Raw genomic sequence first — 20,751 nt, forward strand, 5'->3', positions numbered from 1 at the left:
GTCAGCTACCCACGATTAATATCGTGGGCTTGCACTTCCAGTTTTCGTTTGGCGGTTGGTTCCGCGAAGGACGCCCATTTCTGGGAACGGAGCGCATTCGGTCGGCTGACTCCTGCCTGCAAGGCAGGGTGGCATCTGCCACGGCGGCCTACTCCATCGGGAGCGTTCCAATGCCTTTCCAGCAGACCGTTGCCAGTCCCGTGCCCGATGGAGCGATGTGTACGCCACGGTCATTCGGGCATTTGAACTTTATCGCCATTCATCCCACGACTGAAGTTCGTGGGTTTTCTGGCGACATACTTATAAAATCGTTCCCTGACGTGGTCCAGGAAGTACGAAGTGGCCGTACCAATGGCAAGTAGATGCTTAGGTCAGGTGCTTGCGCAGCGTCTCCACCAGTTTCTCTAGCGTCGGCACGCCCCCGTAGAACTCGAGCTTATTGTTCACGAAGAGCGCGGGGGCGATGGCGGCGCCGTACTTCATGAACAGCGGTGTCACTTCCTTCATCCAGGCATAGCGGTCCGGGGTCATCATGGCCTCCGTGGCGTGCACGACATCCAGCTGAGCTTCCACGCCCAGCTGCGCCAGCGCCTCCTTGATCCGTTCCAGATACTGCTTGTCGAAGGTGGCGAAGCGGGGATTGCAGCAAGCGAACGACAGCAAGGTCAACTTCAGCTTCTCAGGCATAGAGGTGCCCTCCGATCTTCCTCAGGCTGTCCACACCGTAGACGTCGCTCTCGAAAAGCGGCACCTGGCGTTTGATCAAGCTGCCGAACCTCTCGTCGATCTCTACGAGGTACATTTCCTGCGTCGCCCTCCGCCGCTCCAGGAACCAGTTGCCCTGGAGCACCTCCGGGGGAATGACCTCGTTGATGATGAGCGCTGGCACGTGGATTCCGAACTTGCCCAGGTCCTCGACCGCCCGGGCCGTTTCCTCGATAGGCATCTTCTCCGGCAGGAGCACCAGGTTGAAGGCGGAGATGCTCTGGTCCGCCAGCCCCTTGATGGCGTTGTCGTAGCGTTCCTTCTCCTTGTTCAGGTCCTGAATCATCCCCTCGTCGTATACGAAGCCCAAGGCCTCGGAGAGCTCTCGGCGGTGGGTTATCTGATTGGCCAGATATCCAGACCAATCGAAGGGCATGCTCAGCTCGCGAAGGGTGTGGCCGGTGGGAGCGGTGTCGAAGACCAGCTTGTCGTGCTCCGTGTCCTGCATGAAGCTGACGAATTGGTCGAAGGCGGCGATCTCCTCCGTGCACGGCGTGCTGAGAAGTTCGCTGCCGAAGAGGGTCGAGAATCCCTCCATCATGCCGGTCATCCTTGACTGGAACATGCCCATCGCCTTCTTGGGGTTGATGTTCAGTCCGGAAAGATTGCAGCCGCATTTGATCGGGGTTATCTCCGTTTCGCTTATCTGCTGCTGGAAGGTGACCGACAGTGATACGGTTGGATCGGTGGCCACGATGAGCGTCTTGTAACCCTGGTCCGCCAGCCAGATGGCGGTGGCGGCGGCCATGGTGGTCTTGCCCACCCCTCCCTTGCCCCCGAAGAACAGGAAGCGCTTCTCCGTGGCGATGTCTCGCATCAAGTTGTCCGTCATTCACCTCGCTCCGGAGAGGCGTATCGAATCCCCCCGCTCATAATCGTTCCCATATGCGCTTCGCTTGCCCGATGGCGTAAGCCTTATCTCGCCCACAATGCGATGGCCACGGGAGCGGTATCATGCCAGAGGACGACATCGTTTCCCTTTCCCACGTCAGCAAATCCTATCGCAGCGTGGAGGCGCTGAAGGACGTATCCTTTTCAATCAAGCGGGGTGAGATATTCGGCTACATCGGCCCTAACGGAGCGGGGAAGACCACCACCATCCGCATCATGATCGGCCTCCTGGGGCGATATCAAGGAAGCGTTTCGATAAACGGGATACCGTTGGCCGGCAACAAGGACAAGGTCAATCTGATGCTCGGCTATCTGCCGCAGAGGGCCGCCTTCCAGGAATGGAGGACGGTGGACCAAGCGCTCAGCACTTTCGGAAGGCTATCCGGCATTCCGAAGACCGAGGTCAATTCCAGGATCGCTTCCACTTTGGATCGTCTAGGCATCGCAGAATACCGCTACCGGAAAGTTACCGCTTTGTCCGGAGGAACGCTACAGAAGGTGGGCATGGCGCAAGCCATCCTGCACGACCCGGAGCTTCTGGTCCTGGATGAGCCAGTGGCCGGCCTGGACCCGGAGAGCCGCTACGCCTTCAAACAGCTGTTCCGCGACCTGAGGAAGGAAGGGCGGACCATCATCTTCTCCTCGCATATCCTCAGCGACATAGAGGACCTGGCGGATCGGATCGGCGTACTGAGCGCCGGAAGGCTGGTGCATGTGGGCACGGTGGACGAACTCAAGCGCCAAGTGATTATGGGGAAACAGGTGTTCTTGGAACTGGCTGGTGGCCCGACCTGGGAGACGGTCGCAGAGTCGCTTCCAGGCGTCCGTTCATGGGAGCATCTGCAGGGCGATCGCTACCTTCTTCGATTAGAGGAGCAGGTGGACGTGGATGCGATCATTCACGAGCTCATGACCCAGCTGATAGCCAAAGGCTTCCGCATCCGAGGCATATATCCCGTGCAGCCGTCGCTGGAACAGCTCTATGTGAGCTACCTGCAGCAGGGGGTGAGCCTGTGAGCCTGGGCATCCTTTTCCGGGATGAACTGAACGGCTTCTACCGCTCTAAGGTCATGCTGTTCCTTTGGGTGGGGCTTCCTTTGTTGGGCCTGTTCTTATACTATGCCCAACCGTCGGCCGGACAGACGCCCCTGTCATCGTTCATCGCACTGGTCGTCTCAGCCATCGGAGGAACCCTCTCCTCGGTGATGCTGGCTGTGACAATCATCAACGAGAAGGAGCGCAAGGTGTACGACCTCTTCGTCATCCGGCCAATCAAGCGCTGGGATATCATCATCTCCAAGTTCCTGGCCGTGTTCTTGTGCGTGGTGGTGGCGGCCACCATTGCCATCCTGCTCGGCCTGGCCGTGGACACGGTGAGAATGGGTGCTCTGCCCTCGAACTTCGTTGGCGACCTGCTCTCATCCTTCGCCATCACTCTGGGGATGATTGGCATCTCCTCGAGCGCGAGCGCGCTCATCGGCATCGCCTCGCCCTCGGTGCTGGTGGGTGTGATAGCGGTGCTCTATGGATCGAACCAGCTTTCTGCGGCGGTCATCCTGCCCGTGCTTCTCATGAATGCCAGCACACTGCTGACCCTCGGAGCGAGCCTCCTGATAACCGGAGTGCTGCTGGTGCTCGCCTGCGTTTATTTCGAGAGGAAGCAGCTCTAGACCGGGGCGACCAGAGCATCTTCGAAGAACGAGAAGGTGGGCGGTAGATCGCCATTCGTCAAGCCTAGATGAAGGACTTGAACGCCTCTTTCGTTGCGCCGCAGAAGGGGCATTTGTCCGGGCCCTCGCCCTCTCCGGTGTAGCCGCATACCTCGCACACGTGCACCTTCACTTGCTTCCAGTCCTTGCCCGAGTCCACCAGCTGCTTCGCCTCTTTGAACAGCTTCTGGTGTATCTTCTCGGTGTTCCAGGCGTAGGTGAAGGAGAGCTGAGCCGTCTTTTCGCCCTGCATCTTGGCCACTTCCAGGTAGGCAGGATACATCTCTTCGATCTCGAACGTCTCTCCGTCCACACCGAACTGCAGGTTTTGAGAAGTGCTCCCAACGCCCATCGGGGCCTCTCCCACGGCGGCGGCGGGCCTAAGGGGCATGCGGGTCAGGTGATTGGTGGCGTGCACCTGCTCTGCGAAGGCGATGGCCCGGAACAGCCTGCCCACCTGTTTAAAACCTTCCTTGTCTGCCACTCCAGCATAGACGTTGTAGCGCATGTGCGCCATCGATTCGCCCGAGAACGCGTTGTGCAGGTTCGCTTCCGTCATCGGATGCATGCTTCTCACTCCTCATTTGGGCCTGAGAGAACATCCCCTCTAACTAGATATCGATAGGAGCCATCGATGGTCCTGCCCTTCACCCGCTACTTGGGGCGGGTGGCGAAGGCCACCACGGCTATCGCTCCAAGGAAGATGAGGAAGACCGCGATCAGCACCGGCACGTTGTTCGGCAGCAGGTCGTTGGTGATGAGCAACATCCCCAGCACCGCCATGATGCCTCCCCAGGTGAGGGTATATATCATCCCCGAGCGAACATCGCGGCCAGGCGTGCGGGGCAGCGTGCCCAGGAAAATGACGTACGCACCCAAGGCGATCATGAAAATGGGCAGGGCGTACCAGAACTTGTTGATGGAATAGCCTATCAGGATCGAGACCGCCAATGCGATGAGCACGTAGCCGGCGGTTAGACCGGTCAGATTCCTCCTTCTCGTGGAAACGGCCAAATTCGCCACCTACGCAGGTATTTCTCTTTCCCGCTCTTAATCCTAATCCCGTCTTGGACCCCTGCAGGGTTCAAGAGGGGCGGATGCGGATGGGCATGCGTAGGCCGTTCACGCTCACCGACTCCACGAACATGTAGGCGAGGGTGAACGCGAAGTAAGGGATGAGGTAGACCCAGCCGAAGACTCCCAACAGCACCATGATCACCAATGCGATGTCGCTGAACGGCCGATAGGTGAGGAACGATTCCATCGTTCCGCGCAACTCCCATCTGTGCGCCAGTTCGTCCATCACCTCGTCCACGAATCCAGCCAGCAAGAAACCCACGATAGGGAACAGCAGCAGGATCACATCATACTGGCTGAAGAACAGCAGGAACGAGCCTACCGCCACCAGCGCACCGATGACGAAGGCCAGGTTGTCCATCTTCTTGGCCATGAACAGGCTGATGAGCATGGCGATGAAGAAGGCGGTGGAGAACGGGCTGTCCGCGGCCATGAGGAAGCCCATGACCACTCCGGCCAGGATCGCGAGCAGATTGGCGCTGCGCCGGTCGAAGCTGTGCTCATCGTAGGCTTGGTCGATGAACTTGATCGAACCGCCTAGGAATGCATACGTCACCAGAAGGAATAGCAGCTCCACTGCCTCATCCTCCGCCATGGAGGTCCTGTCCGGACTTCACCTGGATCGTGATCATGGTCTTGCCCTTGAGCCTTGACCGCATTAGGCATTGGCAGCACGCCGCACAGCGATTGCCGTTGGTGCACTCCCTGCCCGATACACGGTGCCGGTTAAAAAGTCTCCTGCTAGTTCTGTTCGGTTGGAGGTCATTGATGCGCAAGACCGCTGGATGTTCCTGGCAAACGACGGTCACCAGGGGCAATTTCATGACCTACCCAATGATGGAGGGGGGATTGACGAAGAAGTCAACGGCGAGCGCACATAGGAATACACCCTGCTCCCATCGAGTCGGTCGATAACATGAGCCGGCGGTCCTTAGCCTGGTCATCAATGGTGGTCTGTGCCCTCCTCGTCATGGGTTCGGCGATGGTGCTGGTGAAGGCGCCCGCGTCATCCGACGGCGAAGAGACTCTTCCCACTTTCTCTAGTTACAGCCAGATGAGCGGCTACGTCTCCAATTCGAACTCGCGAGGAGGATACGACGCGGCGCTCACCATGGGGGGGAACGGTCAGGCCGTCGCCTCGGAGTCAATGAAGCACTCCAACACCAATGTCCAGGTGGAAGGCGTGGACGAGGCCGACCTGGTTAAGACCGACGGCCAGTACCTATTCATCGCCTCCCTCGATAGAGTGCACATCGTCCGTGCCTATCCTCCGGCGCAGATGTCCAACGTCTCGGAGATACTGGTGCGCGATCATCTGGGGACGGATGCGAACTACAGTGTCTGGATCCATGGGATATATCTCTTCGACGGGGAGCTGGCGATAATCGCATACGTGGCCGGTCCCTATCCGGTCTACGACCCGCAGGTCATGACCCCCTGGGTCTGGAGGATGCCCGAGGAACGGACCGTGGTGCTGGTGTTCGATCTATCCGACGTGGCGCAGCCTCAGATGCTAGGCCTGTTCGGCATCTCCGGCAATCCCAGCACCACCCGACTGGCCGGTGGCATCGTATATGCGGTGGCGCAGCATTTCATCTGGACGAATGACGATTCCGTGGTCCGCCCCAAGCTTTGGATCAACAGCTCAGTTACAGAGCTGGACCCGACCCGGGTGCACTACGATCCCGATTGTAAGGACTCCGCTGCCTTCCTCAACCTGCTGGCGGTGGACCTCAAGCAGCTGAAGAGCAACTATACCTCGCTGCTCGTGGGCTACGCCTCCATCGTCTACATGTCGCAAGGCGCCCTCTACCTCACATATCAGAAATGGACAGGGGAGGCGGTATGGTCTGGAACTGGCGCCGGAGGAACGGCCGTCAGCGTCGTCAGCGCCACTGATTCCTTCTCCACCACCATCTACAAGATCGGGCTGGAAGGTCTGGTCATGCAGCCCAATGCCCGAGGGTCCGTCCCCGGCTGGCCGCTCAACCAGTTCGCTTTGGACGAGCATGGATCCCAGCTGCGAATCGCGACCACCACCTCCTGGACGAACCAGAGCAACGCCGTCTACATCCTGGACGCCGACCTTAAGCGAGTTGGCCAGCTGGAGAACATCGCCCCGGGGGAGCGCATCTATTCCGCTCGTTTCGTCGGCGAGACGCTCTATCTGGTCACCTTCAGACAGGTGGACCCGCTGTTCGTCATCGATTTGAGCGTGGCCAGCAATCCCCGGATCGTCGGTTCCCTAGCGCTTCCAGGCTTTTCCTCCTACCTGCATCCAGTGAACTCCACCCACTTGGTGGGCATCGGCATGCTGAACGGCTCGATCAAGCTGTCCCTCTTCGATGTCTCCGATCCCCTCCAGCCACGAGAGGACGCCAACCTGACCGTGCCTGGAAGGTCGTATTCCCAGGCTCTATGGGACCACCACGCGGTGCTCTTCGATGTCGAGACTGGCGCCTTGATCATCCCCATCACCACCTATGATGCTTCCACTTACAACGTAACATCGGCCGTCTTTGTGTTCCATTTGGCCGGAGACACGCTGGCGCTGACCGGAAAGTTGGCGGTGGATTCGGGAGAGTACATCGTTCGCACGCACTACATCGGTGAGTATCTGTACACGATCACCGACGTGAAGGTGCTGGCGAACTCGTTGCTGGACCTGAGCCCCGCGGGAGAGCTGGTGTACGCCGAGAGGAGTCAGTATCTCATCCCCTATATGCTGGGCGAGGGAACGGTGTCGCCTGTGGCGGCCGTGAGGTGATCTCGCGGAGCCGCAAGAGAGGTTAAGCCTCCCGGCCCCCTTTTCCTTAGGCAAGGGGCAGCAGAAGATGAAGGTGGAGCTGGACAAGAAGGCCTTGTTCGCATTAGCCTCCGACACTCGCATAGAGATCTTGAAGGCGCTCCAGCCTTCCCGCCGGACCATTACTCAGCTCGCGGAGGAGCTGAGCATCGACAAGGCTGCCATCCACCGACATCTCAAGAAGCTGGAGGAGGGCGGCTTCGTCACTCGTCAAGAGGACCATGGTTTTGTCTACTACGAGCTGTCGTGGAAGGCCAGGGACATCATCTCCCCGGGTGAGAACACCAAGATCATCATCATCTTCTCATCCTCCTGGTTGCTGATACTGGCTTCGGTATCCCTTCTCGTATTGGCTTTGAACTCGGCCGCCAAACGCGCCTTCGAAGCGTACGGGGAGACGCAGATGGCGGGAGGCAACTGGCTCAGCGAAGCAACCGGTGGCCTGGGGCTGGAGGTATTGCTGCCAGCGGTCCTGCTGGTTGCGCTCGCAGTCGTGCTGACCTACATCGGATATAGCAAGCTGCGCCGACCCAGGCAACGACCGGCGGAGAAGGACCCACCCGATGAGGCGACCTTCTGAACGCCGCCTGGTCCGATCTCCTGGTCACCAGCCAGGTCGATAGCAGGCGTTCCGGCAACAATCAATAAATACCCTGGGTGGGTTGAGCTAATCCTTCTGGGTCAAGTGACGCTGCGCATGCAGGACGACGACAAGGACGAGAGAGGGGCTCATCGCTGCAATGGCCCCCGGACGGGGTGAGGGCGGCGATGGGCACGCTGGGCATTTTCGTGGACAGACAGACATTGAGCCATTCGCGCAAGCTAGGGGCGGTGATGCGCTTCCGCGACGCTGCCGAGGCTCTGGGCCACCGTTCCTACTTCATCTTCCCGGTGGAGATGCGCAAGATCGCCAAGACCAGCGCGCTTCTCATTCGCGGCCGCACCGACCCGCTGAACGCCACCTATGTGGCCGCCCGTTGGGCCAGCCTGCACGGCATCCCGGTCATCGACGATGCCACCTCCATCCGGATATGCTCGGACAAGGTGAACATGTATATGCACTTACAGAAGGCGGGAGTGCCGATACCTGAGACCTGGTATCTGGGTAGGAGGGACGTCGAGGCCGGTGAGGAAGGGATCATCGGCCAGCTGCATTTCCCCCTGGTCCTCAAGGAGCCCTCCACCAGCTTCAGCAATCGGGTGAAGGTGGCGCACGACCGGAGGGAGCTGACGCGCATCGCCACCTCCTACCTGAAGCTCAGTCACCTCATCGTGGTCCAGGAACACGTGGAAAGCGAGGAGGACTGGCGCATTGGGATACTGGACGGCGAGGTGCTGTTCGCCTCCCGCTACGTGGAGATCGAGCCGGAAGAGGTTCGCCCAATCGAGGAAGAGGAGGTGCCCTACTATGGTGTGGAGACGCTGCCCTTGGACCGGGTTCCGGAGCGGGCGTTGCGCTTGGCGGTGAGGGCGGCGTGCGCCATCGGCGAAGGGCTGTACAGCGTGGACATCAAGGAGCGCGGAGGCAAGCTCTTCGTCATCGAGGTCAACGACAACCCCTCCCTGGAGAATGGGGAGGAGGAACACTATCCAGACGTGTACGAGCGCATCGTGGCTCGCCTGATGAAGGCATGAAGAGATAGAAGCGGGGCGCTATCTAAGCGCGGGTGGTCGCTGGGAATGGAACAAATCGATCAGCATCTGACTGCAGAAGGAGGGGTTCGAATGACCATCGGAACGGAGCACGAATATTCGATCAACGACGAGTCTTTCAACCCCCTGCCCATCTCGGACCAGATAATCAAGGAGCTGGCCGGTGAGCTCAGGAACGAGATCCCCTTCGGCCCAGTGCACCTGTCCAAGGAACTGCAGAAGCATGTGCTGGAGATCACCCCCTCCGTGCCGGCGCACGACCTCGTTTCGTTGGAAGCCTCACTGTACTCAGGCCTGCAAGGGTTCTACGCCCGCACCGAAGGCAAGTACCGCCTGCTGGGCTTGGGGATGCATCCTGCGCTGCGGCTTGAGGAGGCGCAGGTGTGGGAGCACGAGGACAGCGAGATCTACGAGATCTACGATCGCCTCTTCGACATCCGGCAGCATGGCTGGCTGAACATCCAGGCCCTGCAGGTCAACCTCCCCTTCCGGGATGGCGAGGATATGGTCAGGATGTACAACCGCCTGAGGGCGCTCATCCCCTACCTGGTGGCGGTGTCCGCTTCCTCCCCATTGGTGGAAGGGAAGGAGACCAGGGCGATGGACAACCGTCTGATCTTCTACCGCGAGAACCAGAGGCGGCTTCCCTCGATCACCCATGGCATCATCCCGGAGAAGCTGCGGAGCCCCGAGCATCAGCGCCAGATCCAGGAGGAGATGTATGCCACTCTTCGGGAGCACGGCGGAGAGCGGCTCTGTCACGAGTGGGTGGATTCCCGGGGCGTGATAGTGCGGTTCTCCCGCTGCTGCCTGGAGCTAAAAGCCATCGATGAGCAGGAGTGTCTGCGGGCCGACGTGGCCCTCGTGGCATTCATATTGGCGCTGCTGCGTTGCGACGACCTTGGGCTAGAGGAGGACGAGGAGGCGCTGAAAGAGATGACGGAGAAGGCCATCCTGGGCGGGGTTTCGCAGTTCCGACCCGAACTCAGGAAGCTGCACGCCGTTGCCAGCAGGAGGGCGAGCGCGGACGAGAGGCGCTATCTTCCTTTGATCAAGACCAAGGTCGAATATGGAAGCCTGGCCGAGGTGATGCTGCAGGAGCGGCACGAGGGGAAGGGCCTCTTGGTCATGCTGCAGGAGATGGAGGGGGCCCTGCGGACCAACGTCCCGCACCAATGCGGGGCATGCAAGCGCTCCGATCCGTTCGGCATCTGAGAGCACTTTCAGCTCGCCCCCTCGGCGATTCAAATACTCTCATCCTTGTTTCGATCCGGGATGGGATGAAGTGGCGCAACCACGTTGACGTCACCACGCAGGTGGCGGACGCTCTTGGTCTCTCGGATCACTTGACTCGCATCTTGGTAGAGGCTTCTCTGGACCCGGATCGGAACGCGACCAAGAGCGCGTCACGGGAGAAGGGGGGAACGAGGCTCCACCGGATCCCGCACCATTCGGCTGGTAGAAGGGAAATGATGAGGATGGTCTGGAAGGCCAGGAGCGCACACCTGGAAGGCAGGGAAGAGGACGCGGTGTGGTGCCTCGGGCGGGCGTTGCACTACATTCAGGATATGCACGTGCGCGTCGGCCTGGCCTATTGGAGGCACGACCGAGCGGAGAGGGAGATCGGTCATCTGCACATCGCCCCTCTGCCCGCCTGCAAAGGGGTCCAGATGTCCTTGTCCTCGCCACATTTCGTCTGGGACTGCCTGGGGGCCTGCAGACCTCGCCGCGATCCGGCGGACGCTCTCTACTTTGCCTGCCTGTATTCAGGGGCAGTAGCGGGAGCGGTGCTAGGGGATCTGCGGCCGGAGAAGGCATCGATGAGGCGATGGCAGAGCTCGAAGAGAAGGCACTGGATGCTCATCGTCCCTGTCGGAGTGGGCGTGGCATCCGCATTCGTCCTCCTTGCGTTCGCGGGCGGCTCCCCTCACCTCAGCGTGCTCGGTCTGCCTTCGGCGGCGCTCATCATTGCCTTGGACCGCCGGTACTACTTCGATGCGGAGGAAGCGAAATGGTTCGGATTACGCTGATCAGGACTCCCGAAGCTACCAAGCCTCATTACCCTCCCATGCAGACTCGAAGCCTCTTGATAGCTCAGAGATCGATCGTCGCTCCCTTGCGCGCGGGGACCAGCTCGATTTTCTCGAATCGTCGAAAAGGACCTATGTCTTCGGTGTGGACAGGCATGACCCTCTTCGGCGCGATGGCCTCGATGAGGCGTTCCAGGTCCTCCACCGAGGCATGCCCGGACGCATGGTAGTCATGATCGAATCTCGGCACCTCCTCTCCCTTCTTGCCCTCCATCCAGAATCCCTTGATCTTGAAGTGGAACATCTCCAGCCAGTGCCAGAGCCGACGGAAGTCCACGACCTGCTCTTCACTGTAAGCCTCGCTGCTCGAATAGATATACGTCCCCGCCTCGGGTTTGATGTCCAACAGCTGGCTCATGTCGAAGTACGAGAAGCAAAGGATGTGTTCGCGCGGAGCGGAATGCAGTTCACCCGGGTCCACGAACAAGCCCTCGAACCGTTGGTGGACCTTGTCATCGATGCCGGATGTGGTGCCTTTGAGCGGGAGGTAAACCCTCATGCCCCGCATGCGATCGATGCCGTCCGCGGTCCGCAGCGCCTCCAGGAAGTAGGCGTCCTTCACCGTCACCACTAAAGTGCGATCCAGTCTCTGGGCGATGTCCTTGAACGTCTCCAGTCGCTCGAAGTTGCGCGGTCCGAAATCCGCGACGATAAGCTCCTCCTCATGCCTGGCCGCCTCCATGCAGGTCCGGGCCACTTTCTCCTCGGAGCGATCGCCCGCGTCCGCGTCCCGGGAGGTTCGCGTTCCCTCGATGATGAGCAGCTCGGGTTGTAGTTCGGCGGCCTTCTCCGCGAACTTCCAGGTTTTGTTCCCGTATCGACCATGGGCTCTGAGGTCGCCGGTGTACACCACCCATCCGCTCGAGGTTTCCACGCCATAGGCCGTAGCGCCGTAGATGGAATGATCGACGTCAAAGGACTGGAACTCGAAGCCGAGGGACCCGCAGCTGAGCATCCCTCGAGCCTCCAGCTCCTTCTTCTTCGCCGGCGAGGTCGCCCAGAAGACCTCGAGGTCAGCGGAGCACGTGCTGGTAGGAACGAAGGCTCGGCCCTGGTAGGAATCGGAGCTCGACGCGACCTTCAGCACCCTTCCGTCAGCCGGAGTCCTGTCGCGGAGCGAACCATAGACGGTCTCGCCCTCGGGCGTGCTGCCGCAATCCCGAAGGGCCTTCATGATGGCCATGGTCGTGGGCGATGCCACGAACGGGATGTCCAGGTCGAACAGGCCGGCGTGTCCGATGTGGTCCATATGCGCATGGGAGATGAGCACCGCGTCCACTTGCACGTCGAGCGCCCGATTCGCGTCCATATCGGCAGGCACCAGGTCTGAACGGTACTGTTTGAGGTGGGGGACCAAGCCCATTTTCACGAGATCATGAATGCCCCTCGTAGCAGAACGGGGCTGGAGGAAATCACTGTAATACTCGCCCAGCTGGTGGTAATTCTGCCCGAAGTCAAAGAACAGACCGTGGCCATCGAAGTCCAGATGGATTTTGTTGCCGCCAATGCAATCGGCGCCATCGAAGACCGTGACCTTGACGCTCATCTTTCATCCCTCGATTCTAATCTCTCGTCGCAGCCATAATCATTCCTGTCCTTCTACGTTCTCTGCGACCGTATCTCCTTGGTTCAGACCGTTCCTCCGTCGGCGACACGATTATTAGGTCGGGCCTGGTTAGTCGGTAGCGCATGGGAGCGAGGACCTTCGCGGAAAAAGTGCTCTCCCGAGCGTCCGGCAAGGATGTCCAGGCGGGAGAAATCGTCACGGCCAAGATCGACCTGGCCATGTCTCACGAGAACTCCGCTCTGGTGCTCAAGGCCTTCAAAGAGATGGGCGCCAAGCGTATCAAGGAGCCAGATAAGCTGGTGATCCTCTTCGATCATCGCGTGCCCGCCTCCACGGTCAAGGCAGCCGAATCGCACAAGGTGGTCAGGGAGTTCGTGCGGCAGGAGGGCATCGGCACGTTCTACGATCTCAGGGAGGGGGTGTGCCATGAGGTGCTGCCCTCCAAGGGACATGTACTGCCGGGTATGCTGGTGGTAGGCACGGATTCGCATACGACGACCTATGGAGCGTTGGGCGCATTCGCCACGGGCATAGGGGCTACGGAAATGGCCGCCGTCTGGGCCCTGGGCGAGCTCTGGCTGCGGGTACCAGAGACGATGAGGCTGGTCATGGACGGTGGTCTTCCCCCTATGGTGAGCGCGAAGGACGCGATATTGCACGTCATCGGCAAAATGGGAGCCGACGGGGCAGACTACCAATGCGTCGAGTTCACGGGGGATGTGGTGGAGCGTCTATCCATCGCCGGGCGAATGGTCCTCTCGAACATGAGCGTGGAGATGGGGGCCAAGACGGGCGTCTGTTTTCCGGACGCCAAGACCGAGCAGTTCCTATCCAGTCGCACTCAAATCCCCTGGCACCCGGTGCACACGGACGATGACGCCAAGGTGAAGGCGATTAAGCATTTCGACCTGAGCGAGCTTGCCCCCCAGGTGGCCAAGCCTCACGCCGTGGACAACGTGGTGTCTGTGGGCCAGGTCCTAGGAATGAGCATCGACCAGGCTTTCATCGGCTCGTGCACCAACGGCCGGTTGGAGGACCTCACGGCCGCGGAGGGCGTCCTTCGGGGGAAGAAAGCCTCGGACAAGGTCAGGCTGATAGTCGCCCCCGCCTCGAGGGATATCTACCTTGAGGCCATAGAGCGAGGGATCATCGCCTCCCTGGTGCGCTCTGGGGCCATAGTTCTCAACCCCGGATGCGGACCTTGCCTGGGGGCGCACGAAGGTCTTCTTGCTCCCGGGGAAAGATGCATCGCCACCACCAACCGCAACTTCCGCGGGAGGATGGGTTCGCCTGAGGCGGAGATTTATCTGGCCAGTCCGGTCACGGTAGCAGCCAGCGCTATTAAGGGAGAGATAGCGGACCCTAGGGAGGTCGTTCCGTGATACGAGGCAGGGCGTGGCTTTTCGGTGACCACATCAACACCGACCTCATCATTCCCGGCCGATACTTGGACGACTACAGTCCTGAGAATCTGGTGAAGCACGTGTTGGAGGATGCCGACCCATCCTTCGCCAAGCAAGTGGCCAAGGGCGATATCATCGTGGCGGGGCGCAACTTCGGTTGCGGCTCGAGCCGGGAGCAGGCGCCTTTGGCGTTGAAGTTAGCTGGTGTATCAGGGGTGATCGCCGTCAGCTTCGCCCGCATCTTCTTCCGGAACGCGGTGAACGTAGGGCTGCCGGTCATCATCTGTCCTCAAGCGCAAGCGCTATTGAGGCAAGGAGACGAGGTGGAGGTCGACCTCGAGCGAGGCCTTGTCCGGTCGGTCGTGACAGGAAAGGAACTGCGCTTCGAGCGTTTGCCCAAGTTCTTGGTGGAGGTCCTTGACAACGGGGGGCTAGTGCCCTACGTTCGGGAACGGCTGCGCGAGGAATGAGTCCAAGCCCAAGGAAAAGGTGCTCGTAGGTTTACCCAGATGAATAATTTGGAGTGCCCGAGAGGGGCCGCCGAATTGCATAAAGCTTATAAGGGCATCGTTAATATGGGGTTACTCCCTTGTCGGTGATTGAAATTAGGAAATACACCCGTTTCGAGAAGGCGCGCATCATCGGTGCCAGGGCACTGCAGATTTCTCTCGGCGCGCCCACACTCCTGGACATCCCAGAGGGGGTTATCGATCCCATCGAGATTGCCAAGATGGAGTTCGAAAAAGAGATCATACCCATCGATGTGAAGAGGGATGAATGAGGGGTTGCAGATGAGCGAGGAAACCACTACAGACCTGCTTGTATCAGAGGACGTTTACCTGACTTCTGGCGTTCATATCGGCACGCAGCAGAAGAGCGCCGACATGAAACAGTTCATATTCAAGGTCCGATCGGACGGATTGTACGTCATGGATGTGAAGCAGACCGATGCCCGCATCCGGGCGGCCGCGAAGTTCCTGTCACGTTTCCAGCCGGACCGCATCCTGGTCGTGTCCGCTCGCCAATACGGACAGAAGCCAGTGAAGATCTTCACCAAGGCCATCGGCGCCAAGACGTTCCCCGGCAGGTTCGTGCCCGGGTCGCTCACCAATCCCCGACTATCGGACTTCGTCGAACCAGAGATACTCATGGTCACGGACCCTGCGGCCGACCAGCAGGCCATGGCGGAAGCGATGAACGTGGGCATACCCATACTGGCATTGTGCGACGCCAACAACGAAACGCGCAACGTGGACCTGGTCGTCCCTACCAACAACAAGGGCCGCCGGGCGCTAGCCTGCGTCTACTGGCTGCTGACCCGCGAGACCCTGAAGGAAAGGGGGCAGCTGTCCAGGGACGAGGACTTCAAGCTCACCATCGACGACTTCGAGGCCAGCCTCTGAGCCGTCATAAAATTCTTCTACTTCCACTTCCCTAATCATTTGTTTGATGAGCATGCGCTATCCAGCGGTGGCGGGCCGATTCTATGCGGGCAAAGACAAGGAGCTGCGCCAGGAGATCGAGGACTGCTTCAATCACCGGCTCGGGCCGGGGCGGATCCCTCATCTGGGCCAGGGTGGTGGCAAGATCGTGGGAGCGGTGGTCCCGCACGCCGGTTATATGTACTCCGGTCCGGTGGCGGCGCATGTCTACGCCGCATTGGCCAAGCAAGGATTCCCTCAGACGTTCGTCATCATCGGTCCGAACCACCACGGTCTAGGGGCGGGAGTGGCCATGAGCACCGAGGACTTCTCCACCCCCCTAGGCGTGTGCAAGGTGGACCAGGAGCTTGCCTCCCAGCTCAGGGGTCTGGTGGAGGACGATCCCTATGCCCACTTGCAGGAGCATTCCCTGGAGGTTCAGCTGCCGTTCCTCCAGTACTTCAAGTCGGACGTGCAGATACTGCCCATCGTCATGATGTTCCAGGATTACGAGACCGCACGTGAGCTGGGCGCCCGACTGAAGAAGGCCAACGAGGGCAAGGACGTGGTGGTCATCGCTTCCAGCGACTTCTCGCACTATGTCTCGCCCCAGGAGGCGAAGAAGAAGGACTCCATGGTCATCGAGAAGATACTCAAGCTCGATGCTCGGGGGGTGGAGACGGCGGTCATGACCAATGATGTCTCAATGTGCGGCTACGGCCCGGTCATGGCCATGCTGGAGGCCGTGGCAGGACGAGAGGCGGACCTGCTGAAGTATGCCACATCGGGGGACGTGTCGCCCATGAAAGAAGTGGTGGGCTACGCGGGCATCGTGGTCAAGAAGTGAGCGGCACCGCCAAGCTTTCTATAGCGAGGGCCTGATACCAAGCTCACCTTTGAACGAGGTACCGCATGAGCCAGTCTATGAAAGGGAACACTTCCGGCAAGGGAAAAGGGGATCCGGCGCTGCGTGCCGGGGCCAAGTCCCATGTCATGGAGAGCATCAAAGCCCGGGAGCGGACCGACGAGACCATCAAGGGCTGGATCACCTACCTGCCCCTGATCGGGGTGGGCGGGGGCGTGCTCGTGGGATTCATTTTCACCTACTGGCTCGGGACGTTGGAAGGTCTGGTTGTCGGCCTATTCTTCATGTTCACCGTGGCCTTCGCCTTCACCGCGTTGCTGAACTACCGACTGCTGCTGAGGTTGCGAGAGCACTTTCGTCGGGAATCGATGCTCCGGCGAGGCCTGCTCGAATACCTGCGGACCGTGGCCGAGGAGAAGGGGACGCTGGAACGGATCGGGACCGAGCTATCCAACCTGGAAAGCATCGAGCGTGAGGCGGGCTCCAAAGAGAAGGCCCCCGATCCGATGTACGCGGCCTTGGGGGCATTGCCGATCGTCGGAATTTTCATCACCCTGCTCAGCCTCCACGCGCTCACTTCGTTGCCGCCAGCGCATGAGAAGCGTTGGATGGCGTTCCTCCAGCAGGCCTCCGTCGCTGCCAAGCCCAACGGACTGGAATTGAGGTTCGCGGCGAATGCGACGCTGAAGAAAAGGGAGTTCGCTCTGTACGCCGTCCTGGCTATCGTCTTCCTACCCTTCCTGGTCTACTGGTATCGGTTGTTGGTAGGAGAGATGAACTCGCACTTCTGCTCCCAGTGGAGGGACGAGGACTACCTGCTCAGGGAGCTTGGACGATGAGTCAGAATCAATTTATCAGACCTCGCACTTGACAGAGGGAGGAGAATGAACACCGCTTCAGATTCCGAGCAGAAGGTCAGCTTCTGCATTCATTGCGGAGAATATCTTCCATCTGATGCGACTCAATGTCCGAAATGCGGGCGTGCGATCGGAGGGGGACCAGCGCGGGGTCCGGCCCCCAGACCCTCTGGTTTCTTGGCCTCCGCTTCGGTGGGAGGCTGGTTGTTCATCCTCTCTGGGCTGGACGGGATCCTGAGCACGATCTACCTCTACGCCTCGGTCGACCAACTAATAGCCAGCCTCATGACCTCTGGCCTCTATTCGTACGAGGAATGGAGGGCGGCAGCGCTGGCGGTGATCGCCCTTCTGGGGTTCTGCAGTCTCATGTCCCTGATGGCAGGCTACTTCGCTCTCAAGAGAAGGCATTTCCGCCTCGTGGCCTTAGGCGGGTTCTTCTCCCTCTTCACCCTCGGCCTATTCGTCTTCGAGGGGTCCTTCTTCGGGCTCCTCGGGCTGGTGGCGGTCTTCCGCTCTAGGCGCGAGTTCCACTGACCTCAGATGCGCTTCATCTTGCCCAGGACCGGTTCGTAGATCATGCCTTTGTCCATGAGGGAGTTGGTGATCTCCTCCAGCTCGGTCTTGTCGATACCGGCCTTCTTCACTTCGTCCACCACCTCATCCCAGGACGCTCCTTTGCCGGAGCGGTCCAGGGCGGTTATGGTGGCGAGCACCTTCTCCTCCTTGTCCTCCTCGGCCTTCGCCTCTTTTTCATCATCCTCGATCTCTTCCGCGGATTCAGCCAGCCGCTCGGGCATCTCTCCTTCTGCCTCACCCTGGTACTCCGGCAACAGGAACTTCAGCGAGTCGACCACCATGCCCCGGTACCGTCCTAGGTCCAGGTCGGTGTAATGCGACAAGGACCGAACCACCCCGTCGGCCAAAGCCCGGGGATAACCGAGTCTGACCAGTTCCTCAAGGTTCGGAGCCTCCATCTCCGTGGCGGCGCCGATGGCATCGATCCTCTTCAGAGTGGATTTGCAGGTCTCCAGCACCCAGTGGTCCCTCATCCTGGCATCCACCACCGTGACCTTCTCCGGCCTGACGGAGACGTACATCGTGCCCTCCTCCGGCGAATAGGTGCGGGTCTTGCCCACCACCGCCACGAAGGCCGGCGGGTCGATCTTGGACAAGGCCGCGGTCGCTTCTGGCTGATACTGTCCCGAGGAAACATAGAATGTGCCAGTGGGATCTGACACCCTCGCCCGCCAAAGTGGCTCCTCCTCGGTGCCGAGGTTCTCTCTATCCGTGAGGACTCCGACGATGAACACTCGATTGATCATCGCCCCTAGGGGGGAGACGACGTAGGACGGCGCCCTTTCCCCTTCCCCCTTGATCTCCAGTCGGGAGGCGTTGTACTCTCCGGCGAAAACCCGCCAAGCCACCTCGCGGGCGATCACTGGCTAGCCTCCAGTTCGGAGAGCAGGGCAGAGGCCTCGGCCCTGACCTCGGGCACGAGGATCCTGGCCTCGGTGACGATCATCATGAGCCCGTATTCGTCGCTAGTCACATTGCCTCTGACCTCGAGCGCCTTGGCGAAAAGCCTCTGCTCGATCTGCTCCCGCGCGATCTCCGGGTTCATGGCTTCCTTGGCCTCTTTGAGCGCTTCGTCCAATCGAACGCCTACGAGCGCCTCGGTGATGTCCCGGTTCATGACCGCGGTCAAGGCGCCGAAACCATCGTCCACCACCGCCTTGATGCGCAGGTCAGGTTGACCCTCCACCTTTGCATGGAGGCGGCACAACCCCTTCTGCACCAGTCGATTGCATTGGGGACACCGGAAGATGAGCCCGCTGCCTTTCTTGATGTCCACCACTATCCCGGAGACAAGCACGTCCACCGCCCCTCCCACCCGCTCCATCTCATCGAGGGATCGGAGTTTGGGCTTGGCCAGGTCCGCCTCCGCCAAAGCGAGAGCCTTGGTGCGCGCCACCTCCGCCCTCTCGCCGAAGTTCAGTTGGGGGATGCCGCGCCAGCTTTTGACGTAGGCACCGTGGATGGAGATGACATCGTCCTTCTTCAGGCCGAAATCGTGCCAGGCCGAGTACTGCACCTTCCCCGTCTCATCCGCGGCCATGCCCGAGAAGACGGTCTTCGGCCCGTTGGGCGTCTCCAGCTTCCTCTGCTCCGCTGAGAGCACCTTGATCACTATGTGCACGTTGTTCATGCCCTCCTGGAGCTCAGCCACCTTGCAGATGGATGGTCCGGAGGGAGCATCCATGCCCTCGGGCAACTTGACCGAGTCCGGCTCCTCCTGCTCGATGGTCGCCCTGGTCCCCAAGTTCAATTGCGAGGAACCGTTCCACTCCTTGGTATAGGCGTTGCGGATCAGCACCGCCTCCCCCCGGTTCATCTGGAACCGTTCCGCGTCCCAGGCCGTGTAGGGCATGGTGCCCGTTTCGTCCGCCACAATGCCATAGAGGATCTGTCTGGTCTCACCGCTGGTCTCGATCTCCTTTCGGTTCACGGACAGGACCTTTACCAGCACGTCCACGCTCTGTTCCGCCGGCGTCAGGTCGTTCAGCTGCTTCCGGACCCCCCTGGTCAAAGCGTTGGGATCCCCGCCAAGCTTGCGCACCACGCTTCTCTTCGCCGTTTCCAGCGACACGCGGTACAGGTTCAGGTACGTCTCCATCTCCTTCCAAATGTCCTTCTCGTCGACCTTGTTCCCGAGCACCCGAGAGATCTCTGCGACGTGGGGTGCGAGTTCTTCCTTTTCCATAGGTACACCTCGAGGTGATTCACTGTGGGAAAGCTATCCGGCTTGGCTTTAAAGGTATTCTTACGGGCTCAGCGAAAGTGCTCCCGCCTGTTTGAAGGAGCGAACGCCTGGCCTCGAACCTAGAAAAATGCTAAGGGCCGGGGATGCTCACTCGGTGAAGGTCTCTCCCCGCTCGCAGTTCTCTTTCAGGTGCTTGACGATGAGTTCTCGGTTCTTGCGCAGGTGCGATTCGTACCAGGCCTTGACCACGTCGCCGAGCCTCTTGTGCAGGTCGTTCATGTCCAGCTTGGCAAGCGGCGCATCGAACACCACGAACTGAGCGAAGATGCGCTTCCATCCCGCGTACTTGTAGTAGTGCTCACCCTCGCAGTATTCGAAGATCGCCCTCAGGTGCGGGGTGGAGTCGACCGAGTAGTACCAGATTTTGATGGAGTCTCCCATCCTCCCCTGGTCCTGGGTCCGGTCCACTAGCTGCAGCCCATTGACGGCGGCGAAGTTGAAGCCATCTTTGAAATGCCACGCCTCAGGATAGGACTCGTAGTTGGCGAAGACCTCGGTGGTCGGTTCCATGGTCATGTGCACGTTGGCCTTCTCGAACCGATACCATATCTTCCAGAGGTCCTCGATGAGCGCCTTGTTGATCGTGCGCTTCTGATCATTGAGCTCGGACAGGTCTTTGTGAATCTGTTCGGTCTCCCTCTCCAGTTGCGCATCGAGCTGCGCGAACCAGTCCTCGTCCTTGACTCCTTCCTTCTTAGGCGCCATGCTGTTCCCTGATTGGGGACTATTCCAATCCGGGCATAAAAAGATTGCTTCATGAGGATATTCCAGCATTTCCCGAGATTGCTTGCGGGACGAGGCGCTCGGGCGGTCCGAGGGGCGAGTA

General features: G+C 59.9%; 23 protein-coding genes. 14 read left to right on the plus strand and 9 right to left on the minus strand.

Translation table 11 applies throughout. The features are described 5' to 3' along the window. Nucleotides 1–366: 366 nt before the first annotated feature. Both NT137_07350 and NT137_07355 read right to left on the minus strand, forming a co-directional pair. On the minus strand, nucleotides 367–687 hold the full coding sequence (locus NT137_07350; protein MCX6653146.1) for a thioredoxin family protein: 321 nt from the start codon (nucleotides 685–687) through the stop codon (nucleotides 367–369). Beyond that, nucleotides 680–1,597, minus strand: a complete 918-nt coding sequence (locus NT137_07355) for an ArsA family ATPase (protein MCX6653147.1) — start codon at nucleotides 1,595–1,597, stop codon at nucleotides 680–682. Before NT137_07355 ends, NT137_07350 begins: the two co-directional genes overlap by 8 nt. Before the next feature lie 122 nt (nucleotides 1,598–1,719). Here NT137_07355 and NT137_07360 point away from each other — a divergent pair, with 122 nt between their 5' ends. Both NT137_07360 and NT137_07365 read left to right on the plus strand, forming a co-directional pair. Then, nucleotides 1,720–2,673, plus strand: a complete 954-nt coding sequence (locus NT137_07360; GenBank protein MCX6653148.1) for an ABC transporter ATP-binding protein — start codon at nucleotides 1,720–1,722, stop codon at nucleotides 2,671–2,673. Further along, nucleotides 2,670–3,326 (plus strand): hypothetical protein, encoded by a 657-nt coding sequence (locus NT137_07365; GenBank protein MCX6653149.1) that lies wholly within the window; start codon nucleotides 2,670–2,672, stop codon nucleotides 3,324–3,326. Before NT137_07360 ends, NT137_07365 begins: the two co-directional genes overlap by 4 nt. 64 nt (nucleotides 3,327–3,390) lie before the next feature. Here NT137_07365 and NT137_07370 read toward each other — a convergent pair whose 3' ends face one another. The 3 genes from NT137_07370 to NT137_07380 all read right to left on the minus strand — a co-directional run bounded on the left by NT137_07370 (nucleotide 3,391) and on the right by NT137_07380 (nucleotide 5,037). Next, a complete protein-coding gene (locus NT137_07370; protein MCX6653150.1) occupies nucleotides 3,391–3,933 on the minus strand; it encodes a rubrerythrin family protein in 543 nt (180 codons plus the stop codon). A gap of 86 nt (nucleotides 3,934–4,019) precedes the next feature. After that, complete coding sequence (locus tag NT137_07375) at nucleotides 4,020–4,388, minus strand: hypothetical protein (protein ID MCX6653151.1); 369 nt, start codon at nucleotides 4,386–4,388, stop codon at nucleotides 4,020–4,022. Between the two features lie 61 nt (nucleotides 4,389–4,449). Then, a complete protein-coding gene (locus NT137_07380; protein MCX6653152.1) occupies nucleotides 4,450–5,037 on the minus strand; it encodes a hypothetical protein in 588 nt (195 codons plus the stop codon). A 351-nt stretch (nucleotides 5,038–5,388) separates the two neighbouring features. Between NT137_07380 and NT137_07385 the strand changes: the two genes are divergently transcribed. The 5 genes from NT137_07385 to NT137_07405 all read left to right on the plus strand — a co-directional run bounded on the left by NT137_07385 (nucleotide 5,389) and on the right by NT137_07405 (nucleotide 10,931). Continuing rightward, on the plus strand, nucleotides 5,389–7,209 hold the full coding sequence (locus tag NT137_07385; GenBank protein MCX6653153.1) for a beta-propeller domain-containing protein: 1,821 nt from the start codon (nucleotides 5,389–5,391) through the stop codon (nucleotides 7,207–7,209). 67 nt (nucleotides 7,210–7,276) lie between these two features. Next, nucleotides 7,277–7,828, plus strand: a complete 552-nt coding sequence (locus tag NT137_07390; GenBank protein MCX6653154.1) for a winged helix-turn-helix domain-containing protein — start codon at nucleotides 7,277–7,279, stop codon at nucleotides 7,826–7,828. A 188-nt stretch (nucleotides 7,829–8,016) separates the two neighbouring features. Next, nucleotides 8,017–8,883: a RimK family alpha-L-glutamate ligase gene (locus tag NT137_07395; GenBank protein MCX6653155.1), complete on the plus strand. Its 867-nt coding sequence runs from the start codon at nucleotides 8,017–8,019 to the stop codon at nucleotides 8,881–8,883. A 90-nt stretch (nucleotides 8,884–8,973) separates the two neighbouring features. After that, nucleotides 8,974–10,116 carry a glutamate-cysteine ligase family protein gene (locus tag NT137_07400; protein ID MCX6653156.1) on the plus strand — a complete coding sequence of 381 codons (1,143 nt, stop codon included), beginning with the start codon at nucleotides 8,974–8,976 and terminating at the stop codon, nucleotides 10,114–10,116. A gap of 65 nt (nucleotides 10,117–10,181) precedes the next feature. Beyond that, on the plus strand, nucleotides 10,182–10,931 hold the full coding sequence (locus tag NT137_07405) for a hypothetical protein (protein ID MCX6653157.1): 750 nt from the start codon (nucleotides 10,182–10,184) through the stop codon (nucleotides 10,929–10,931). 64 nt (nucleotides 10,932–10,995) lie between these two features. On the opposite strand, the gene NT137_07410 is transcribed toward NT137_07405, so the two are convergent. After that, nucleotides 10,996–12,537: a hypothetical protein gene (locus tag NT137_07410; GenBank protein MCX6653158.1), complete on the minus strand. Its 1,542-nt coding sequence runs from the start codon at nucleotides 12,535–12,537 to the stop codon at nucleotides 10,996–10,998. Nucleotides 12,538–12,680: 143 nt separating this feature from the next. Here NT137_07410 and NT137_07415 point away from each other — a divergent pair, with 143 nt between their 5' ends. The 7 genes from NT137_07415 to NT137_07445 all read left to right on the plus strand — a co-directional run bounded on the left by NT137_07415 (nucleotide 12,681) and on the right by NT137_07445 (nucleotide 17,638). Continuing rightward, entirely contained in the window at nucleotides 12,681–13,940 is a 1,260-nt protein-coding gene (locus tag NT137_07415; GenBank protein MCX6653159.1) for a 3-isopropylmalate dehydratase large subunit, read from the plus strand. After that, complete coding sequence (locus NT137_07420; protein MCX6653160.1) at nucleotides 13,937–14,431, plus strand: 3-isopropylmalate dehydratase small subunit; 495 nt, start codon at nucleotides 13,937–13,939, stop codon at nucleotides 14,429–14,431. The genes NT137_07415 and NT137_07420 overlap by 4 nt, the downstream gene beginning before the upstream one ends. A gap of 125 nt (nucleotides 14,432–14,556) precedes the next feature. Then, nucleotides 14,557–14,742 carry a DNA-directed RNA polymerase subunit K gene (locus NT137_07425; protein MCX6653161.1) on the plus strand — a complete coding sequence of 62 codons (186 nt, stop codon included), beginning with the start codon at nucleotides 14,557–14,559 and terminating at the stop codon, nucleotides 14,740–14,742. A gap of 10 nt (nucleotides 14,743–14,752) precedes the next feature. After that, nucleotides 14,753–15,364, plus strand: coding sequence for a 30S ribosomal protein S2 (rpsB, locus tag NT137_07430; GenBank protein MCX6653162.1), 612 nt, complete (start codon nucleotides 14,753–14,755; stop codon nucleotides 15,362–15,364). A 46-nt stretch (nucleotides 15,365–15,410) separates the two neighbouring features. Continuing rightward, nucleotides 15,411–16,229, plus strand: coding sequence for an AmmeMemoRadiSam system protein B (amrB, locus tag NT137_07435; protein ID MCX6653163.1), 819 nt, complete (start codon nucleotides 15,411–15,413; stop codon nucleotides 16,227–16,229). A 65-nt stretch (nucleotides 16,230–16,294) separates the two neighbouring features. After that, a complete protein-coding gene (locus tag NT137_07440; protein MCX6653164.1) occupies nucleotides 16,295–17,086 on the plus strand; it encodes a hypothetical protein in 792 nt (263 codons plus the stop codon). 222 nt (nucleotides 17,087–17,308) lie between these two features. Next, nucleotides 17,309–17,638, plus strand: coding sequence for a hypothetical protein (locus NT137_07445; GenBank protein ID MCX6653165.1), 330 nt, complete (start codon nucleotides 17,309–17,311; stop codon nucleotides 17,636–17,638). A 2-nt stretch (nucleotides 17,639–17,640) separates the two neighbouring features. On the opposite strand, the gene NT137_07450 is transcribed toward NT137_07445, so the two are convergent. The 3 genes from NT137_07450 to NT137_07460 form a co-directional block, all read right to left on the minus strand. Further along, complete coding sequence (locus tag NT137_07450; GenBank protein ID MCX6653166.1) at nucleotides 17,641–18,543, minus strand: glycerol dehydrogenase; 903 nt, start codon at nucleotides 18,541–18,543, stop codon at nucleotides 17,641–17,643. Continuing rightward, nucleotides 18,540–19,865 (minus strand): hypothetical protein, encoded by a 1,326-nt coding sequence (locus NT137_07455; protein ID MCX6653167.1) that lies wholly within the window; start codon nucleotides 19,863–19,865, stop codon nucleotides 18,540–18,542. Before NT137_07455 ends, NT137_07450 begins: the two co-directional genes overlap by 4 nt. Before the next feature lie 147 nt (nucleotides 19,866–20,012). Continuing rightward, entirely contained in the window at nucleotides 20,013–20,630 is a 618-nt protein-coding gene (locus NT137_07460) for a hypothetical protein (GenBank protein ID MCX6653168.1), read from the minus strand. Between the last annotated feature and the right edge of the window lie 121 nt (nucleotides 20,631–20,751).

It is taken from the genome of Methanomassiliicoccales archaeon (assembly GCA_026394375.1).
Taxonomy (GTDB): domain Archaea; phylum Thermoplasmatota; class Thermoplasmata; order Methanomassiliicoccales; family UBA472; genus JAJRAL01.

What these genes read in the sequence shown, in the direction of transcription:
- NT137_07395 (MCX6653155.1), top strand. Translation starts at nt 8,017, where the DNA reads ATGGGCACGCTGGGCATTTTCGTGGACAGACAGACATTGAGCCATTCG.
- NT137_07460 (MCX6653168.1), bottom strand. Translation starts at nt 20,630, where the DNA reads ATGGCGCCTAAGAAGGAAGGAGTCAAGGACGAGGACTGGTTCGCGCAG.
- NT137_07400 (MCX6653156.1), top strand. Translation starts at nt 8,974, where the DNA reads ATGACCATCGGAACGGAGCACGAATATTCGATCAACGACGAGTCTTTC.
- NT137_07390 (MCX6653154.1), top strand. Translation starts at nt 7,277, where the DNA reads ATGAAGGTGGAGCTGGACAAGAAGGCCTTGTTCGCATTAGCCTCCGAC.
- rpsB (MCX6653162.1), top strand. Translation starts at nt 14,753, where the DNA reads ATGAGCGAGGAAACCACTACAGACCTGCTTGTATCAGAGGACGTTTAC.
- NT137_07350 (MCX6653146.1), bottom strand. Translation starts at nt 687, where the DNA reads ATGCCTGAGAAGCTGAAGTTGACCTTGCTGTCGTTCGCTTGCTGCAAT.
- NT137_07355 (MCX6653147.1), bottom strand. Translation starts at nt 1,597, where the DNA reads ATGACGGACAACTTGATGCGAGACATCGCCACGGAGAAGCGCTTCCTG.
- amrB (MCX6653163.1), top strand. Translation starts at nt 15,411, where the DNA reads ATGAGCATGCGCTATCCAGCGGTGGCGGGCCGATTCTATGCGGGCAAA.
- NT137_07360 (MCX6653148.1), top strand. Translation starts at nt 1,720, where the DNA reads ATGCCAGAGGACGACATCGTTTCCCTTTCCCACGTCAGCAAATCCTAT.
- NT137_07455 (MCX6653167.1), bottom strand. Translation starts at nt 19,865, where the DNA reads ATGGAAAAGGAAGAACTCGCACCCCACGTCGCAGAGATCTCTCGGGTG.
- NT137_07410 (MCX6653158.1), bottom strand. Translation starts at nt 12,537, where the DNA reads ATGAGCGTCAAGGTCACGGTCTTCGATGGCGCCGATTGCATTGGCGGC.
- NT137_07370 (MCX6653150.1), bottom strand. Translation starts at nt 3,933, where the DNA reads ATGCATCCGATGACGGAAGCGAACCTGCACAACGCGTTCTCGGGCGAA.
- NT137_07405 (MCX6653157.1), top strand. Translation starts at nt 10,182, where the DNA reads ATGAAGTGGCGCAACCACGTTGACGTCACCACGCAGGTGGCGGACGCT.
- NT137_07415 (MCX6653159.1), top strand. Translation starts at nt 12,681, where the DNA reads ATGGGAGCGAGGACCTTCGCGGAAAAAGTGCTCTCCCGAGCGTCCGGC.
- NT137_07380 (MCX6653152.1), bottom strand. Translation starts at nt 5,037, where the DNA reads ATGGCGGAGGATGAGGCAGTGGAGCTGCTATTCCTTCTGGTGACGTAT.
- NT137_07440 (MCX6653164.1), top strand. Translation starts at nt 16,295, where the DNA reads ATGAGCCAGTCTATGAAAGGGAACACTTCCGGCAAGGGAAAAGGGGAT.
- NT137_07385 (MCX6653153.1), top strand. Translation starts at nt 5,389, where the DNA reads ATGGTGGTCTGTGCCCTCCTCGTCATGGGTTCGGCGATGGTGCTGGTG.